This is a genomic window from Paraburkholderia tagetis (assembly GCF_022213065.1).
Classification (GTDB): Bacteria; Pseudomonadota; Gammaproteobacteria; order Burkholderiales; family Burkholderiaceae; genus Paraburkholderia; species Paraburkholderia tagetis.
Map to the genome: position 1 here is coordinate 19,040 of NZ_JAKLJA010000034.1, position 17,760 is coordinate 36,799.

Genomic DNA, 17,760 nt, shown 5'->3' on the forward strand with positions numbered 1-17,760 from the left:
GTTGACTGCCCTGACTGCCCTTTACTCTTTTTAGCCGCTTCCTGCTGAACGAGGCGCCCCCGCGCCTCGCCTCGCCCTACTCGGGCCGCGCCGGCGAGCGCTTCGCGCCGCGCGCGGCCGTCTTGCCCGCGCCACTGCTGGCGCTGCCGCCGCTGCGCTTGGCCGCCGGCTTCGCAGCACGCGGCGCGGCCGCTTCAGCTGCGGCCTGCGCCGCCTCGGCCGCCGCCGCCGGCTGCGCCATCGCGAACTGCGCGAGTTGATTGAACTGCGATTGCAGCAGGTTCCACCACGTCGAGGCGTCGAAGCCGGGCGGCGGAGCTTCGGACCCATCTACCCCATCGGCCCCAGCCGCCTGCTCCGCCCCGGCGGACGCGGCACCCGCATGCGCGCGCGCCGCGCGCGGCTCGGGCTCCGGTGCGCTCTGTGCGTTCGACGGATTCATCTGCGACTGCGCAAACGTGCCGAACGCACGCAGCGTGGAAAGCGTCGCGCGCTGCACTTCGAGCGCCTGGATCGCGGACTGCAGCATGCTCAGATTGAGCTTGAGCCACTGCTCGACGGCACGCAGATCGGTGATGCGTTTGTCGAGCTCCTCGATATTGGTAAGCGGCGTCATCATGTCGGACATCATCGAAAGCGACGGTCCGAGTCCCTGTCCAAGTCCCTGCCCCATGCCCGGCTCGCTGCCGGGGAAGGCGCTGCCGAACGGCGTGAGGCGCATCATCCCCCACATGCGGTCGAGCATTTCGGCGGGCGGAAAGCCGGGAAAGCCCGGGAACGGCGGCACGGTGCCTGCTGAGTCGGTCATGCGAATTCTCCCTCGTAATTATTGGCTGGCTATTGGCTGGCTATTGGCCGGCCATGCGGGCCGGACGGCCAGGATAGGCGGCCAGTTTGGGCGAACCCCAGAATGGGTGGCTTGCGGCTCGTGGCGAAACGTCGTGTCTCGCCGGAAGCCGTGCGTGCAAGCGCTGATGGCTACGTTTCGATCATACCGCGCAGGGTGCACCTTCGGGCGCGCGGCGGTTCAAGCCAACACACTCTTAGAACGGATCGCCGCCCGGAAATTCCGGCGCGCGCCGCTCGCGCAGCGACTTCACGCCCTCGTGCACGTCGGGCCCCGCAAAGCCCATGAATTCGAGCGCCAGCGAGGTATCGAAATTCGGCCCCGCCTGGCGCAGCCAGTTGTTGAGCGCGTACTTGGTCCAGCGCAGCGCGGTCTGCGAGCCGTTCGCGAGACGCTTCGCGACTTCGAACGCCTTGGGCAGCAAGTCGTTCTCGTCCACTGCGAGCGAGACGAGGCCGATGCGCTCGGCCTCTTCGCCGCTCACCGGTTCGCACAGCAGCAGGTAGTACTTCGCCTTCGCCATGCCGCACAAGAGCGGCCAGACGATGGCCGCGTGATCGCCCGCCGCGACGCCGAGGCGCGTGTGTCCGTCGATGATGCGCGCCGTCTTCGTCGCGATCGAAATATCGGCGAGCAGGCCCGCCACGAGTCCCGCGCCCACCGCCGGGCCGTGCATCGCCGAAACGATGGGCTTGCTGCAGTTGATCACGTTGTAGACGAGGTCGCGCGCCTCGCGCCAGACGCGTGCACGCACGTCGAAGTGCGTGGCCATGTCCTCGACGAGCGCAAGATCGCCGCCCGCCGAAAAGCCCTTGCCCTCGCCACGAATCACGGCGACGCGCGCGTCGGGGTCGCGGTCCACGTCGCGCCAGATTTCGGCGAGCTCGCGGTGCATGTTGGCGTCGGCGGTGGCGAGGCCGCTCTTGTTTGCGCCTTCGCCGCTCATCACGATCTCGACGATGCCGTGCTCGTGCCGCCGCACGCGCAGAGCGTGATAGCGGGCGTAAAAAGGATCGTTCATGAGCGGCTCCTCCATTGCTTCGGATTGCAAAATCATTTACCTGGATATCAAAGAAACGTCAGCGCGGCTGGTAGACCCATTTGCCGTCCTGGATCTCGACCATCACGCGCGCACGTGCGTCGAGCCCCAGGTGGTCCGTGGCGCTCATGTTGACGACGCCGTTGGTGGTGTGCAGCCCGCGCGTCGACTCGATGGCGTCGCGCAATGCGTGACGAAACGCCTTCGTGCCCGGTGCCGCCGACTTGAGCGCAACTGGAACCGCGCTGCCGAGCAAGAGGCCCGCGTCCCACGCATAGGCGCCGAATGCCGACACCGCCCCCGCGCCGTGACGTGCTTCGTAGCGCGAAATATAGTCGAGCGCGAGGCGCCGCTCAGGCTCCCCCTCGGGCAGTTGCGAGGCCACGAGCACAGGGCTCGCGGGCAGGAAGGTGCCGTTGCAGTCGGCGCCGCACACGCGCAGGAAGTCGCGGTTGCCCACGCCGTGGTTGTGATAGATGACGCCCTTGTAGCCGCGCTCCTTGAGCGCCTTGGGCGGCAGCGCGGCAGGCGTGCCGGCCGCGCCCACCACGACAGCGTCGGGTTTCGCGGCGACGATCTTCAGCGCCTGCCCCGTCACGCTCGGGTCGGTGCGATTGAAGCGCTCGTTCGCGACGATCTTGAGGCCGCGCGCCTGCATGGCCTTCGCGACTTCGGCGTAGAAGGCCTCGCCTAGCGCGTCGGCCTGGCCGATATAGGCGATGGTCTTCACGTTGTGCGCGGCCGCGTGCTCGGCGATCGCGCCGGCCATCATCGCGTCGGTCTGCGGCGTCTTGAACATCCAGTGGCGCTTGTCGTCTACCGGCTCGATGATCTTCGCCGACGACGCCAGCGAGATCGTGGGCGTCTCGGATTGTGCGATCACGTCGAGCATCGCGAGCGTGTTGGGCGTGATCGACGAGCCGACGATGGCGTCCACGTGCTGCTCGTCGATCAGCTTTCTGGTGTCCTGCACGGCCTGGGTGGTGTCGGAGGCGTCGTCGAGCACGATGTACTGCACCTGCTGGCCCGCGATCTGCGTGGGCAGCATGGCGACGGTGTCGCGCTCCGGAATGCCGAGCGAAGCGGCTGGGCCGGTGAGCGAGAGCACGAGGCCGATCTTGATTTGCGCGAGGGCGAGCGTGGGTGCCAGCAGGCCAGAAAGCGCCGCACAGGGAGCGACAATCCTGGATGCGAGCGAGCAAGCGAAACGACGCGGGCGAAAGTGCTTCACGGTGTCTCCAATCGATTGGTATGTCGAGCGTATTCTGCGTACGGCTTCGAATGCGGCCCGGGTAACGACCATGTAACGTCCATGAAGCGCGGGCCGCTTTGCGCGAGGCGTGAGCGCTCGAGACGGCAGCGCACGCGCGTTCGCCAGTGTAGCCGCACGCGACGCATGCGGCATCCGGCTAAACCCTCTCGGTACTGCGTGCTTTGCTGTGCGCTCTTCTACGCATTCGGCCCCGGCGCCACAGCCTGATCGATCGCACCGAAAATCGAATGGCCCGCTTCGTCGAGCATCTCGATCTTCACGCTATCGCCGAACTTCATGAATTCGGTGCGGGCCTCGCCGTGCTCGATGGTCTCGAGGCAGCGCTTCTCGGCGATGCAGCAGTAGCCGCGCTTCGCATCCTTGTTCGAGACCGTGCCCGAGCCGACGATCGCCCCGGCGCGCAGGTTGCGCGTCTTCGCTGCGTGCGCGATCAACTGGCCGAAGTGGAACACCATGTCGGTGCCCGCGTCGGGCTGGCCGACCTTCTTGCCGTTCCAGTACACGAGCATCGGCAAATGCACGCGCCCTTCGCGCCAGTGCTCGCCGAGTTCGTCGGGCGTGACGACGACGGGTGCGAACGACGTGGCCGGCTTGCTCTGGAAAAAACCAAAACCCTTCGCCAGTTCGGCGGGAATGAGGTTGCGCAGCGAGACGTCGTTCACGAGCGTGACGAGCCGCACCGCCTTGAGCGCATCCTCGGCGCTCGCGCCCATCGACACGTCGCCAGTGATGACAGCGACTTCGGCTTCGAAGTCGATGCCCCAGGCCTCCGATGCGCACACGATGTCATCGGTCGGGCCGATGAAGTCGTCGCTGCCGCCCTGGTACATGAGCGGGTCGGTCCAGAACTCGGGCGGCATTTGCGCGCCGCGCGCGCGCCGCACGAGCTCGACGTGATTCACATACGACGAGCCGTCCGCCCACTGATAGGCGCGCGGCAACGGCGCCATGCATGTGCTGGCGTCGAAGCTGAAGGCGTTACGCGCGCGGCCATGGTTGAGCGTGTCGTAGAGATCGAGCAGTTGCGGCGCGTAGAAGCGCCAGTCGTCGAGCACGCGCTGCAGCGTGGGGGCGATCGCGTCGGCGATGGCGGCGCTGCGCAAGTCGCGGGAAACGACGATCAACTGACCGTCGCGGGTGCCGTCCTTCAGCGTGGCGAGTTTCATGGAGTGGGACGTGGATGACGATAGAGGAAATGTATTCTACGATGGTGAATCGACGCGACCCAAGGGAGCCGTGCGAACGCCGAGCCCCGCACGCCAGACTCCAGACTCCATACACCACGACCAGAACGACTTCATGCCGCCGTCCTCCCGATCCGTCCGCTCCGCCCGCTCCACTGGCACACCGGCCGCGCCTGCCGACGACGCCATCGACTTCGACGACGCACATGACGCGCACGATGGCCCGGACAGCGCCGAAGCCGGCGAGGAGAAACTGCGCTCGGGCATCCAGTCGATCGAAGTGGGTTTCCGGCTGCTCGAAGTGCTGACGAACGAGCCGCGCGCGATGATGCTGCGCGACCTCGCGCAGCGCGCGGGCATGAGCCCGGCGAAGGCGCACCGCTATCTCGTGAGCTTCATGCGCCTCGGCATGGTCGCGCAGGATCCGCTCTCGGGCCGTTATGAACTGGGCGGCTTCGCGCTGCAACTTGGCCTGGCGCGCCTTGCCCGCGTGGATGGCGTGAAGCTCGCACGCATCGCGCTCGCCGAGCTGCGCGATGCGCTCGACATCACCGTGGGCATCGCCGTATGGGGCAATCAGGGGCCGACGGTCGTGCACTGGATGGAATCGAGCCATCCGGCCAAGGCCTCGCTCAAGCTCGGCGACGTCATGCCCATGCTCAGCTCCGCCACGGGCCTGCTGTTTGCCGCCTACTTGCCGCGCAGCAAGACCGGGCCGATGATCGAGCGCGAACTCGGCAACGCGCAGCACTACGCCTCGGGCTCGACGCCGCGCTCGGCCGAGGAGCTCGAGCGCGCGCTAGCCGAGGTACGCGAACACGGCGCGGCGCGCGTGGAAGGCATGCTGCTGCCGACCATTCACGCGTTCTGCACGCCCGTCTTCGACGCGACGGGCGACCTCGCGCTCGGACTCATCGCGCTCGGCCACGAAGGTGCGTTCGATATTGCATGGAATGGAAGCATCGATACCGCGCTGCGCACGTGCGCGCAGAAGCTCTCATACGAATTGGGGTACAGCCCCGTTGAACGCTGATGGTCTGAAGCGGTCGAGGCTTTCTGCAGCCCACGCGCGTGCCGTGTCACAGTAACGGTCTCGATGCCACGACTCGCAAGCCCGCAGCATCACTCCGCAGTAACCCTTCTCTGCGCGCTAGCGCCTTTCGTCCGATTTGATCCCGATGCCCACTTCCACCGCCAACCGCCAAGCCGACCGCCCCGCGTCGCCGCGCCGGGGGCGCGCGTCGCGCTGGGCGGCCGTGTTCGTCGCGGTGACCGTGGTGCACTGGTTCGCGGCGCAATGGTTCGAGCGCCATCACGGCGCGCCGCCGCCGCTCGCTCCGGCACGCGTGCCCGTGCAGGTGGCGCTGCTCAAGCCCGAGCGCATCGAGCAGCAGGCGCGGCCCGCCGCGCCTGCACCGGCAAAACCGAAGCCCGCGGCACCCGCGCGACCGAAGCACACGACGCCCGCGCCGCACACGCTGCAGGCCATCGCGCCGCCCGCGCCGCATCCGAAGGCCCCCGCCGCGCCTGAAGCACCGCAGGCCGCATCGAGTCCCTCCACGGAAAGCGCATCTGCGAGCACCGCGAGCGGCGCGAACGGCGCAAGCGGCACGGCCGCCGCCGCGCCCGGCAACGGCAGCAACCCGTCCGCGCAGGCGGAGCAGGCCTCGCACGGTGTGAAGTTCTCGGTCCCGCCGTCGGGCGAGCTTCAGTACGACACGTTTTTTAACGGCGCACGCAATCAGCCGGGCACGATCCATTGGAAGAGCGACGGCAAGCGCTACGAGATGGTGGTGTCGGTGCCGCTGCCCTTCGTCGGCACATTTAGCTGGACGAGCCGCGGCCATGTGGATGCCTTCGGCCTCGCGCCCGAGCAGTACATCGAAAAGCGCGGCCGCCGCCCCGAGAACTTCACGATCTTCAATCGTCAGGAAAAGCAGATCGTTTTTACACGCACGCCAAACTCACTCGCGCTGCCCGATGGCGCCCAGGACCGCTTCAGCATGGTGATGCAACTCGCGAGTCTTGTGCGCGGCGACTCCGATGCCTACAAGCCGGGCGTCACGCGCGAGTTCTATGTCGCCGACAACGACAGCGGCGAAACCTGGCCCATCGCCACCATCGGCGACGAAACGGTGAATACGGATCACGGCTATGTCACGGCGCGCCACTTCATGCGACTGCCGCGCCACGAAGGCGATAAGCGCCGTATCGACGTGTGGCTCGCGCCGTCGCTCGGCTGGCTGCCGGTACGGCTCGTGCAGACCGAACCGAACGGCACCCAGATCGAACTGCTGTGGCGCGGCGCGCTCAGCGTGCCGCCCGCGGGATCGAACGATATGAGCGATGCGGCTCCCCCCGCGAATGGTGCGGGAGGCAGCGCAACGAATGAATCGGCGAATGGTCCGACGAACGGCGCAGCGAACGGTGCGAGCGATGCAACGAGCGACGCAGCGCATGGCACGCCGGCCAGCGCCACGACTTCCTCGCCGGCGCCGAATGAAACGGCACCGGCCCCCCCGAACGCGGCGCCAGCCGATGCGAACGGCCTCACGCCGCCCGCGCGCGCCGCCGACGCGCCCATGCACCCCTGAGCGCCCTGACACACACAAGCACGCAACAAAGTCGCTCGCGCGCGACGATGCCGGCCCTTCTGCCTACACGTTTGCGCGAAATGGCGCATACTGAAAATCATCGAAGCGCTCCGCACCGGCGCCCGCATCGAATACACACGAAGCACACGAAGGCGGCGATGCGTCACGCTTCGAAGCGTGACGCATCGCCCACGGCGACTCGCCGCGGACAGCAAAAAACAACTATACGAATCCACTGAGGAAAAGCTTCGAACCCATCCGCTGACGCGCCCAACACGAGGCACCGCGCACAGCCGGACAGCCGGACAGCAGCACATGACGATGCAACACGGATAGCGCCATGAACGTCGTCACGCCCGTATGCGCTTTTCGGGCGCGCCGTTTGCGGTGCAGGAACGACGTTCACGCAGGGACTCGCAATCGCCAGGACTCCCGACCCCAAGGTCAAGGAGGAACGCATGCAAGCGACTGTCAACGGCATCGATACGCGCTACGTCTTCGAAGACCGCAGCGGCGGCCCTGTGTTGACGTTTATTCATCAGCTCGGTGGCGACCTCACCGTGTGGGACACACTCGCGGGCCATTTCCGGCATCGCTATAGCGTGCTGCGCTACGACGTGCGCGGCCATGGTGCGAGCGCCGTCTCGCGCGAGGCGTTCGGCTTTCGCGAACTCGCCGCCGACCTCGCGGCGCTGCTCGACGCACAGGGTATCGAGACGACGCATCTCGTCGGCATGTCGATGGGCGGCATGATCGCGCAACAGTTCGCGCTCGACCATACGGCACCCGACGCAAAATCCGGCTCAACGTCCAACGCAGCGTCCGGCACGGAGTCCACCGCAATGATGGGCGTGAATTCGCGCGCGCGCACGCTCACGCTGTGCGATACCGCGAGCCACACCGCGCCCGAAGCACGCGCGGCATGGAACGAACGCGCCGAACTGGTGCGCCGCGAAGGTCTGGCCGCGTCCGCCGATACGACCATGGCGCGCTGGTTGACCGCCGGCTTCCGTCTTACGCATCGTGATACAGCAGCGCAAATATGTGACGTTTTATTACGGACGCCTTCGGAAGGTTATGCGCGCGTGTGCGAAGCGCTGCGCGATTTCGATGTTCACGAACGACTCGCGCAGTTGCGCGTGCCTGCGCTTGTCGTGGCTGGACGCCACGACACCGGCACGCCGCCTGCGCTCACAGAAGCACTGGCGCAAGCAATTCCTGGCGCACGCTTCGAATTGCTCGATGCCGCACATCTGGCCCCTGTAGAGGAATGTCACAGTTTCGCAGCCCTGCTTGAAACGTTTCTTGGGCAGCATGTCTAATTGATGCGCCCGGTTTGTTGCACCCTGAAAAAAGGAGAAAAGCGGAGATAGGGAAGGCAATCGGATAAAGAGGTGATGTGGGACCCACCCCTTGAATTCCAGAACGAACGCTCCATGTATCGATCACGCAGTGAGGGAGCACAGGAAAAAGGAGTGTCGCCATGCAAATGATCTACAACAGTCCCAACTATTGTGTCGTCGAGTTTCCCCCGCAGGATGGCCACGTTGCCATGTGCTCGGGAGGCTATGAAATCGTCGACAAAAATGCGCGGCGCGAAATCTTCATTGACGGCGCGATGGCAGCACGTTTTCGCGAAGACGTGCAAAAGCTGATGGACGAGGAGCAGTCGCTCGACGAGGTGGACGAATTCCTCGGACAGTTCGACAGCCTCATGCAGCAACCTGTCGTGCTCCACTGACGCTGCCCGGCTCACGTTGCAGTTGAAGTGGTCACGCAAGCAGTCAAACAGGCGGCGCCCACGCTCACGCAATATCACGCAATATCACGCAACATCCAGGTAACACCCAGGCAACACCTGGCGCCCTCACCGCAATACAGGCAGCACCCCACTCAGGGAACCCCGTCCGGCCGCAAGCCGCGCGGGGTTTTCTTTTTCCGGGGGCCAGCCACCTTGGCGCACCCGGTCATTGCGACCCAAGCGACGCCCCAATAACAGCCAGGCAACAGCCAGGCGACACCGAAGCGACACCGAAGCGGCGCGCCAGCGAAGCCCCCCGGCTACCGTTACAATGACAGGTTTCCCAGTCCACTCGGCGCTTTTGCCCGCCCGCCATCCATGAACCAGCCTGCCGAACACGCTTCGCGCCCCACCGGGGCCGCCCCGGGTGCTACCCCGTACACGCGCGGCGCCGCGCTGCCCGCGCTGCTCGCTTCGCGCATCCTGATCCTCGATGGCGCGATGGGCACGATGATCCAGCGCTACAAGCTCGACGAAGCCGCTTACCGGGGCGAGCGCTTCAGGGACTATCCGCGCGACATCAAGGGCAATAACGAACTGCTCTCGATCACGCAGCCGCAGGTCATCAGCGAAATTCACGAGCAGTATCTCGCTGCGGGCGCGGACATCATCGAGACCAACACGTTCGGCGCGACCACGGTGGCGCAGGACGACTACGGCATGGGCGAGCTCGCCGTGGAGATGAATCTCGAATCGGCGAAGCTCGCGCGCGCCGCGTGCGACAAGTATTCGACGCCGGAAAAGCCGCGCTTCGTCGCGGGCGCCGTCGGACCGACGCCGAAGACCGCGAGCATCTCGCCCGACGTCAACGACCCGGGCGCGCGCAACATCACCTTCGAAGCACTGCGCGCCGCGTACTACGAGCAGGCCAAGGCGCTCATGGACGGCGGCTGCGACCTGTTCCTCGTCGAGACGATCTTCGATACGCTCAACGCCAAGGCCGCGCTCTTCGCGCTCGACCAGTTGTTCGAAGACACGGGCGAGAATCTGCCCATCATGATCTCGGGCACCGTGACCGACGCTTCGGGCCGCATTCTCTCGGGGCAAACCGTCGAGGCGTTCTGGAATTCGCTGCGTCACGCGAAGCCGCTCACGTTCGGCCTGAACTGTGCGCTCGGCGCCGCGCTCATGCGCCCGTACATCGCCGAGCTCTCGAAGCTGTGCGACACCTACGTCTCGTGCTATCCGAACGCGGGCCTGCCCAATCCGATGAGCGACACAGGCTTCGACGAGACGCCGGCGGATACCTCGGCGCTCCTGAAGGAATTCGCCTCGGCCGGCCTCGTGAACGTCGCGGGCGGCTGCTGCGGCACGACGCCCGAGCACATCGCCGCGATCGCGAAGGCGCTCGCCGAGATCAAGCCGCGCCGCTGGCCCGGCCAGTATCGCGACGCTGCATAACGACGCCGCATAACGCAACGCCCCAGCGCCCGCTCTCCAAGACACCCTGACGATCCGGTCCCACGCCATGACTGACCATACCCTGCGACTCTCCGGCCTCGAGCCCTTCAACGTGAACGAAGGCGCGCTCTTCATCAACGTGGGCGAGCGCACCAACGTGACCGGCTCGAAGGCCTTCGCGCGCATGATCCTCAACGGCCAGTTCGACGAGGCGCTCGCGGTCGCGCGCCAGCAGGTCGAGAACGGCGCGCAGATCATCGACGTCAACATGGACGAGGCCATGCTCGACTCGAAGGCGGCGATGGTGCGCTTCATGAACCTGATCGCCTCCGAGCCCGACATCGCGCGCGTGCCGATCATGATCGACTCGTCGAAGTGGGAAGTGATCGAGGCGGGCCTGCAGTGCGTGCAAGGCAAGGCGATCGTCAACTCGATCTCGCTGAAGGAAGGCAAGGAGCCGTTCGTTCATCACGCGAAGCTGATCCGCCGCTACGGCGCGGCGGCGGTCGTGATGGCCTTCGACGAGCAGGGCCAGGCCGACACCTTCGAGCGCAAGACGCAGATCTGCAAGCGCTCCTACGAAGTGCTCGTGAACGAAGCGGGCTTCGCGCCCGAGGACATCATCTTCGATCCGAACATCTTCGCGGTGGCCACGGGCATCGAGGAGCACAACAACTACGCGGTGGACTTCATCGAAGCCACGCGCTGGATCAAGCAGAACCTCCCGCACGCGAAAGTGAGCGGCGGCGTCTCGAACGTATCGTTCTCGTTCCGCGGCAACGACCCGGTACGCGAAGCCATCCACACGGTGTTCCTCTACTACGCCATTCAGGCGGGTATGGACATGGGCATCGTGAACGCGGGCCAGTTGGGCGTTTATGCCGATCTCGACGCCGAGCTGCGCGATCGCGTGGAAGACGTGGTGCTCAACCGCCGTTCCGACGCCACCGACCGTCTGCTCGAAATCGCCGACAAGTTCAAGACGGGTGCGGCGAAGAAGGAAGAGAACCTCGAGTGGCGCAACCAGGCAGTCGAGAAGCGTCTCGCGCATGCGCTCGTGCACGGCATCACGAACTTCATTGTCGAGGACACCGAAGAAGCGCGCCAGAAAATCATGGGCGGCGGCGGCCGGCCGATCAACGTGATCGAAGGTCCGCTCATGGACGGCATGAACATCGTCGGCGACCTGTTCGGTCAGGGCAAGATGTTCCTGCCGCAAGTGGTGAAGTCGGCGCGCGTGATGAAGCAGGCCGTGGCGCACCTGATTCCATTCATCGAGGAAGAAAAGCGCCTGCTCGCCGAAGCGGGCGGCGACGTGCGCGCGAAGGGCAAGATCGTGATCGCCACGGTCAAGGGCGACGTGCACGACATCGGCAAGAACATCGTGTCGGTCGTGCTCCAGTGCAACAACTTCGAAGTGGTCAACATGGGCGTGATGGTCCCGTGCAACGAGATCCTCGCGAAGGCGAAGGTCGAAGGCGCGGACATCATCGGCCTCTCGGGCCTCATTACGCCGTCGCTCGAAGAGATGGCCTACGTCGCGAGCGAGATGCAGCGCGACGACTATTTCCGCGTGAAGAAAATTCCGCTGTTGATCGGCGGCGCGACCACCTCGCGCGTGCACACGGCCGTGAAGATCGCGCCGAACTACGAAGGCCCGGTGGTGTACGTGCCCGATGCGTCGCGCTCGGTCTCGGTGGCCTCGAGCCTGCTCTCCGACGAAGGCGCGGCGAAGTATCTCGACGAGCTCAAGAGCGACTACGACCGCATTCGCCACCAGCACGCCAACAAGAAGGCCACGCCGCTCGTGACGCTCGAAGAAGCGCGCGCGAACAAGACGAAGATCGACTGGGCGAACTTCAAGCCCGTGAAGCCGAAGTTCCTCGGCCGCCGCGTGTTCAAGAACTTCGACCTGAACGAACTCGTGAACTACATCGACTGGGGTCCGTTCTTCCAGACCTGGGATCTCGCGGGTCCGTATCCGCAGATTCTCAACGACGAGATCGTGGGCGAGTCGGCGCGCAAGGTGTTCTCCGACGCCAAGTCGATGCTTGCGCGTTTGATTCAAGGCCGCTGGCTGCAAGCGAACGGCGTGATCGCGCTCTTGCCCGCGAACACCGTCAACGACGACGACATCGAGATCTACACCGACGAGTCGCGCAGCGAAGTCGCGCTCACGTGGCGCAATCTGCGCCAGCAGTCGGTGCGCCCGGTGGTGGACGGCGTGATGCGCCCGAACCGCTCGCTCGCCGACTTCATCGCGCCGAAGGATTCGGGCATGGCCGACTACATCGGCATGTTCGCGGTGACGGCGGGCATCGGCGTCAGCGAGAAAGAAGCGCAGTTCCAGAAGGATCTCGACGACTACAGCGCGATCACGCTCAAGGCGCTCGCTGACCGCTTCGCGGAGGCGTTCGCCGAGGCGATGCACGCGCGCGTGCGCCGCGACCTGTGGGGCTATGCAGCCAACGAGACGCTCGACAACGACGCGCTGATCGCGGAGAAGTACGCGGGCATTCGCCCGGCGCCGGGCTACCCGGCGTGCCCGGACCATCTCGTGAAGCGCGACATGTTCGACTTCCTGCAGGCCGACGAGGTTGGCATGACCGTGACCGAATCGCTCGCGATGCTGCCGGCGGCAAGCGTCTCGGGCTTCTATCTCGCGCATCCGGACAGCCGCTACTTCTCGGTGGGCAAGATCGGCCAGGATCAGGTCGCCGACTTTGCGCGCCGCATGGCCCTCTCCGATCAGGACGCGCGCCGCGCGCTCGCGCCGCTGCTCTAAATACGGAACATACGGAAACCGATAGCCCGAGTATTTCGGGCACGCGAATTCTCGGCTTTTTTTCGGCTTTGTAAGATGACCGCGCAGCACCCAAGGCCCAACGCGGCACGCATCATCCGGCGCCGCGCCGGCTCGATCATCAGCAAGTCCTTAATAATCCCGGAGAAAAATCGTATGAAGAAGCTGATGTTGATGTTGACCGCCTTCGGCGTCGCGGCGCTCGCGCAGCCGTCGTTCGCCCAGCAACCGGCGGCCGTGCATCAGGAGGCAAGCGACGTATCGTCGTATTCGGCTCCCACCCAGAAGCACGTGAAGAAGCCGAAGAAAAAGAAGGCGAAGAAGGGTGAAGCCGCGGCATCGGCAGCCGAGCCGGCAGCCGCCAGCCAGTAAGTTGCGCGACCCTGCGCGCCGCGAGGCGTGCGTGCCGCCGGTACTGGTCAGTACCAAAGCAAAGAGCCCGCACAGTTCGCTGTGCGGGCTCTTTGCTTTCGCGATGCGGATCCCGGTGGGCCTGGCCGCCGCGGCTCTGGGGCGACTCAGACGCCCCAGAGAACGTCGTTATCTTCCTGCTTCGCGAGGCGCAGCATGTCGAGAAACGGAAACGCGCGTTGCGCGAGGCCCGGGGGCAGTTCGTGATGCTCGTAGCCTTCCTCGCCTTCGTGGAAATGCCCCTCGTGCTCGGCACGTTCCTTTTTGTCGGTGGCGATGGCCGCTTCGAGCTTGCTGATGGCCGTATCGAGCTCATCGTGCGTAATGACGCCGCGCGGACCGAGCCGCTTGCCGATGATGCCGAGAAGGTACTGAGCCAGGTTTTCCAGCATCGTCACGTCGGGCGACGCATGACATTTGAATGTAACCAGCATGTCTGTTTCCCTTTATGTTTTTCGAGGTCCGCTTTGACTCTCCGAACCCGCTGCGCGCCATTGCAGCGTTGACTGCAATTGACCAGGCGCGAGCGGCAAAGCGCGGCCGGAGAAGCCCAACCCGGCAAGGCGTCGGGCGCCGCGCTGGCGGCACACCGTGGCGACCCCTTGCCGGGCTTCTCAAAACACATATTAGCACCTGCTAAAATCCGTCTGGACGGAATTACCCGCAGGGCGCGACCGTGCGCAAGGTCTGCCAGAAGCGGCGCGAGGCGCGATGCCGAAACCTCGCCACCGGCCTTTGTCCGCCTTGCGCGCCGAGCTGCCCGGCAACGCTCTCGCCTGCTCCGCCGCCAAAACGGCGCAACGCTCGATGGCGCGCACGCCGGCCATACCGCCACGGCTGCCAGCCCTGCACCCCACTACCCGCACAGGACCTGCAACAAGCATGCTGCCCGCACAGAAACTGACCCTGGAGACCTTGCTCGCCGACGCCGTCGCCGAGGTCGCCAAAGCCACCGAAGGCGCCGCCGAAGCCGCATTCGTCGTTCCCGCCATCGCGCTCGAGCGCCCGAAGGTTGCCGCGCACGGCGACGTCGCCTGCAACGTGGCGATGCAGCTCGCCAAGCCGCTGCGCACCAATCCGCGCGCGCTCGCCCAGCAGATCGTCGAAGCCGTGAAAGCGCTGCCCGACGCAGCGGGCCTCGTTGCCGACGCCGAAGTAGCCGGCCCCGGCTTCATCAACCTGCGCCTCACCGCCGACGCCAAGCGCGCCGTGCTTGGCGCCGTGTTCGCCGAAGGCGCCACGTTCGGCTGCTCGCAGCGCGAAGCCGGCAAGCACGTGCTGGTCGAGTTCGTCTCGGCCAACCCCACCGGCCCGCTGCACGTCGGCCACGGCCGCCAGGCCGCGCTCGGCGATGCCATCTCGAACGTGCTCGCCTCGCAGGGCTACGACGTGCATCGCGAGTTCTACTACAACGACGCGGGCGTGCAGATCGGCAACCTCGCCGTCTCCACCCAGGCGCGCGCACGCGGCCTGAAGCCCGGCGACGCGGGCTGGCCCGAAGCCGCCTATAACGGCGAATACATCGCCGACATCGCGCGCGACTACCTCGCGGGCGAGACCGTCGCCGCGAAGGACGGCGAGCCCGTGAATGGCGCGCAAGACCCCGAGAACCTCGAAGCGATCCGCCGCTTCGCCGTGGCATACCTGCGCCACGAGCAGGATCTCGACCTCCAGGCGTTCGGCGTGAAGTTCGACCGCTACTACCTCGAGTCGTCGCTGTACACGGAAGGCCGCGTCGAGAAGACCGTCGAGGCGCTCGTCGCCTCGGGCCAGACCTACGAGCAGGACGGCGCGCTGTGGCTCAAGACCACCGACTACGGCGACGACAAGGACCGCGTGATGCGCAAGTCCGACGGCACGTACACGTACTTCCTGCCCGACGTCGCCTATCACGTGACCAAGTGGGAGCGCGGCTTCACCAAGGTCATCAACATCCAGGGCTCGGACCACCACGGCACCATCGCGCGCGTGCGCGCGGGCTTGCAGGCGCTCGGCGTGGGCATTCCGAAGGGCTACCCCGACTACGTGCTGCACAAGATGGTCACCGTGATGCGCGACGGCCAGGAAGTGAAGATCTCCAAGCGTGCGGGCAGCTACGTGACTGTGCGCGACCTGATCGAATGGTCGGGCGGCGCGAACCCGGGCAGCGAAGTCGCACCCGACCTGCTCGACGAAGCCACCATCCGGCGCGGGCGCGACGCCGTGCGCTTCTTCCTCATCTCGCGCAAGGCCGACACCGAGTTCGTGTTCGACATCGACCTCGCGCTGAAGGAAAACGACGAAAACCCGGTCTATTACGTGCAGTACGCGCATGCGCGCATCTCGTCGATTCTCGGCGACTGGCAGGGCAAGCACGGCGGCAAGCTGGCCGCGCTGCCCAAGGTGGACCTCAAACCGCTCGACAGCGAGCGCGCGCTCGCGCTCATCGCGAAACTCGGCGAGTTCCCCGACATGCTCACGCATGCCGCCACGGAGCTCGCACCGCACGCGGTGGCGTTCTATCTGCGCGAACTCGCGGCTGAGTTTCACTCGTTCTACAATGCCGAACGCGTTCTCGTCGACGATGCCGCCGTGCGCGACGCGCGCGTCGCGCTGCTCGCGGCCACGCGCCAGGTGCTCGCGAACGGTCTTGCCGTGATCGGCGTCTCGGCGCCCGAGCGCATGTAACACGACTCGGGAGCGCATGAAGCAACGCGCGAAGCGACATGTTGGGCGCGCGTCCGCACGCGGACACGCGCCGTTCCAGAATTCTCTTGTTTGCAGGTGATTCAGACGATGGCAAAACCGCGCCGCACTACAAAGCAGCAGTCGAAACAGTCCGGGGGCACCTTTCTCGGCGTCGTGCTGGGCCTGATTGTCGGCCTCGCGATCGCGGTGGTCGTGGCGCTCTATATCACGCGCTCGCCCACGCCGTTCGTCTCGAAGGTCGCACCGCCCGCCGCCTCCGACGCCGCCCAGAGCGGACAATACGATCCGAACCGCGTATTGCAGGGCAAGACGCCGGGCCAGCCCGTGCCGCCGCAGGCCGCGCAAAGCACGCCGCCGAACACCGCGCCGGGCCAGACCACCAACCAGTCGCAGTCCTCGGGCATGCTCGAAGAGCCGCAGATCGTCGAAGTGCCGCCTTCGGGCTCCGCTGGCGAAAACAATGGCAACCTCGGCAGCGCGGCCAATAACGGCAACACGGCCGACAACGGCATCGCGGTCGCGCCGAAGCCCTCGGCAGGCAACAGCGGCGCAGCCGTCGCACAAAAGCCGCAAAAGCCGCAAACGTCGAGCGCACCTGCGCAGCAACTCGCCAACAATCAGCCGCAGAAGGCCCCCAACGCCGTCCCGGCACCCAACGCGAGCAACATCAAGCCCGCGCAGCCAGGCGCCCCAACGGCCTCCGAAGCCAACACCGGCTATTTCCTGCAAGTGGGCGCGTACAAGACCACGGCGGACGCCGAGCAGCAGCGCGCACGTCTCGCGTTCCAGGGGTTCGAGTCGAAGGTGACGCAGCGCGACGCAGGCGGCATCACGTACTACCGCGTGCGCATCGGGCCGTTCTCGAAATTCGACGACATGAACTCGACCCGTCAGCGTCTGTCTGACGCAGGGATCGACACCGCTGTCATCCGTTTCACGAAGCAGTAACCGTCGTTCGCGCCGCGAGCGCACACGCAACACCAGAAGAAGCACCAGGACGCAACACCCGCGCGAGCGCACCTGACGCGCTCGCGCACCGCCAGGCCGCACGCCGCCGGCCTTGTTCATTGGAATAACACGCTATGAAACGACTTCTCGGAACGCTTTTGGTCTCGCTCTCGATGCTGGCCGGCGCGGCTCACGCCGCGCCCGTCGCCGGCAAGGACTACACGGTCCTCAAGGCCGTCCAGCCGCTCGACGTGCCCGCGGGCAAGATCGAGGTCATCGAGTTCATGTGGTATGGCTGCCCGCACTGCAACGAGTTCGACCCGTACCTCGAAGACTGGATCAAGAAGCAAGGCCCGGACGTCGTGTTCAAGCGCGTGCCGGTGGCGTTCCGCGACGAATACATCCCGCATTCGAAGATGCTCTACGCGCTCGACGCGCTCGGCCTCACGCAGAAGCTCACACCGGTCATCTTCCATGAGATCCACGTGAACAAGAACTACCTGCTCACGCCGGAAGACCAGGCGAAGTTCCTCGCCACGCAAGGCGTCGATTCGAAGAAGTACATGGAAGCGTACAACTCGTTCTCGACGCAAAGCTCGCTCCAGCGCGGCAAGGCCATGGAGAGCGCGTACAAGATCGACGGCGTGCCGACCATCGCCATCCAGGGCAAGTACGAGACGGGCCCGGCCGCGACCAACAGCCTGCAAGGCACGCTCCAGGTGATGGACTTCATCGTCTCGCAAATCCGCGCCAAGAAGATGTGAGCCCGCG

The 17,760-nt window shown here is 65.7% G+C and carries 15 protein-coding genes; 10 read left to right on the top strand and 5 right to left on the bottom strand.

Annotation, left to right across the window (positions count from 1 at the left end; all coding sequences use genetic code 11):
- Window positions 1-76 precede the first annotated feature (76 nt).
- The 4 genes from L5014_RS28895 to L5014_RS28910 all read right to left on the bottom strand — a co-directional run bounded on the left by L5014_RS28895 (window position 77) and on the right by L5014_RS28910 (window position 4,325).
- The gene (locus L5014_RS28895; protein ID WP_238467223.1) at window positions 77-808 is read right to left on the bottom strand and encodes a PhaM family polyhydroxyalkanoate granule multifunctional regulatory protein; all 732 of its coding nucleotides are present in this window, start codon (window positions 806-808) and stop codon (window positions 77-79) included.
- A 235-nt stretch (window positions 809-1,043) separates the two neighbouring features.
- Window positions 1,044-1,868, bottom strand: a complete 825-nt coding sequence (locus L5014_RS28900; RefSeq protein WP_238467224.1) for an enoyl-CoA hydratase/isomerase family protein — start codon at window positions 1,866-1,868, stop codon at window positions 1,044-1,046.
- 58 nt (window positions 1,869-1,926) lie between these two features.
- Window positions 1,927-3,069 carry an ABC transporter substrate-binding protein gene (locus tag L5014_RS28905; RefSeq protein WP_420800160.1) on the bottom strand — a complete coding sequence of 381 codons (1,143 nt, stop codon included), beginning with the start codon at window positions 3,067-3,069 and terminating at the stop codon, window positions 1,927-1,929.
- Window positions 3,070-3,335: 266 nt separating this feature from the next.
- A complete protein-coding gene (locus L5014_RS28910) occupies window positions 3,336-4,325 on the bottom strand; it encodes a fumarylacetoacetate hydrolase family protein (protein ID WP_238467226.1) in 990 nt (329 codons plus the stop codon).
- 133 nt (window positions 4,326-4,458) lie between these two features.
- On the opposite strand from L5014_RS28910, the gene L5014_RS28915 reads away from it, so the two are divergent.
- The 7 genes from L5014_RS28915 to L5014_RS28945 all read left to right on the top strand — a co-directional run bounded on the left by L5014_RS28915 (window position 4,459) and on the right by L5014_RS28945 (window position 13,314).
- Complete coding sequence (locus tag L5014_RS28915; protein ID WP_238467227.1) at window positions 4,459-5,376, top strand: IclR family transcriptional regulator; 918 nt, start codon at window positions 4,459-4,461, stop codon at window positions 5,374-5,376.
- A gap of 145 nt (window positions 5,377-5,521) precedes the next feature.
- Window positions 5,522-6,937: a DUF3108 domain-containing protein gene (locus L5014_RS28920; RefSeq protein ID WP_238467228.1), complete on the top strand. Its 1,416-nt coding sequence runs from the start codon at window positions 5,522-5,524 to the stop codon at window positions 6,935-6,937.
- Between the two features lie 458 nt (window positions 6,938-7,395).
- A complete protein-coding gene (locus L5014_RS28925; RefSeq protein ID WP_238467229.1) occupies window positions 7,396-8,259 on the top strand; it encodes an alpha/beta fold hydrolase in 864 nt (287 codons plus the stop codon).
- 161 nt (window positions 8,260-8,420) lie between these two features.
- On the top strand, window positions 8,421-8,678 hold the full coding sequence (locus tag L5014_RS28930; protein ID WP_238467230.1) for a BTH_I0359 family protein: 258 nt from the start codon (window positions 8,421-8,423) through the stop codon (window positions 8,676-8,678).
- Between the two features lie 378 nt (window positions 8,679-9,056).
- Window positions 9,057-10,139, top strand: coding sequence for a homocysteine S-methyltransferase family protein (locus L5014_RS28935; protein WP_238467231.1), 1,083 nt, complete (start codon window positions 9,057-9,059; stop codon window positions 10,137-10,139).
- Between the two features lie 52 nt (window positions 10,140-10,191).
- Window positions 10,192-12,924 (top strand): methionine synthase, encoded by a 2,733-nt coding sequence (gene metH / locus L5014_RS28940; protein ID WP_338019349.1) that lies wholly within the window; start codon window positions 10,192-10,194, stop codon window positions 12,922-12,924.
- A gap of 75 nt (window positions 12,925-12,999) precedes the next feature.
- Window positions 13,000-13,314 carry a hypothetical protein gene (locus L5014_RS28945; protein WP_420800156.1) on the top strand — a complete coding sequence of 105 codons (315 nt, stop codon included), beginning with the start codon at window positions 13,000-13,002 and terminating at the stop codon, window positions 13,312-13,314.
- A gap of 146 nt (window positions 13,315-13,460) precedes the next feature.
- Here L5014_RS28945 and L5014_RS28950 read toward each other — a convergent pair whose 3' ends face one another.
- Window positions 13,461-13,787 carry a DUF1840 domain-containing protein gene (locus tag L5014_RS28950; RefSeq protein WP_238467233.1) on the bottom strand — a complete coding sequence of 109 codons (327 nt, stop codon included), beginning with the start codon at window positions 13,785-13,787 and terminating at the stop codon, window positions 13,461-13,463.
- Window positions 13,788-14,235: 448 nt separating this feature from the next.
- Between L5014_RS28950 and argS the strand changes: the two genes are divergently transcribed.
- From argS to L5014_RS28965, 3 genes are all read left to right on the top strand, one after another.
- Window positions 14,236-16,020 (top strand): arginine--tRNA ligase, encoded by a 1,785-nt coding sequence (gene argS / locus L5014_RS28955; RefSeq protein ID WP_238467234.1) that lies wholly within the window; start codon window positions 14,236-14,238, stop codon window positions 16,018-16,020.
- A gap of 90 nt (window positions 16,021-16,110) precedes the next feature.
- Window positions 16,111-16,989: an SPOR domain-containing protein gene (locus L5014_RS28960; protein WP_238467235.1), complete on the top strand. Its 879-nt coding sequence runs from the start codon at window positions 16,111-16,113 to the stop codon at window positions 16,987-16,989.
- Window positions 16,990-17,123: 134 nt separating this feature from the next.
- Window positions 17,124-17,753 carry a thiol:disulfide interchange protein DsbA/DsbL gene (locus L5014_RS28965; protein WP_238467236.1) on the top strand — a complete coding sequence of 210 codons (630 nt, stop codon included), beginning with the start codon at window positions 17,124-17,126 and terminating at the stop codon, window positions 17,751-17,753.
- The last annotated feature ends 7 nt before the right edge of the window (window positions 17,754-17,760 follow it).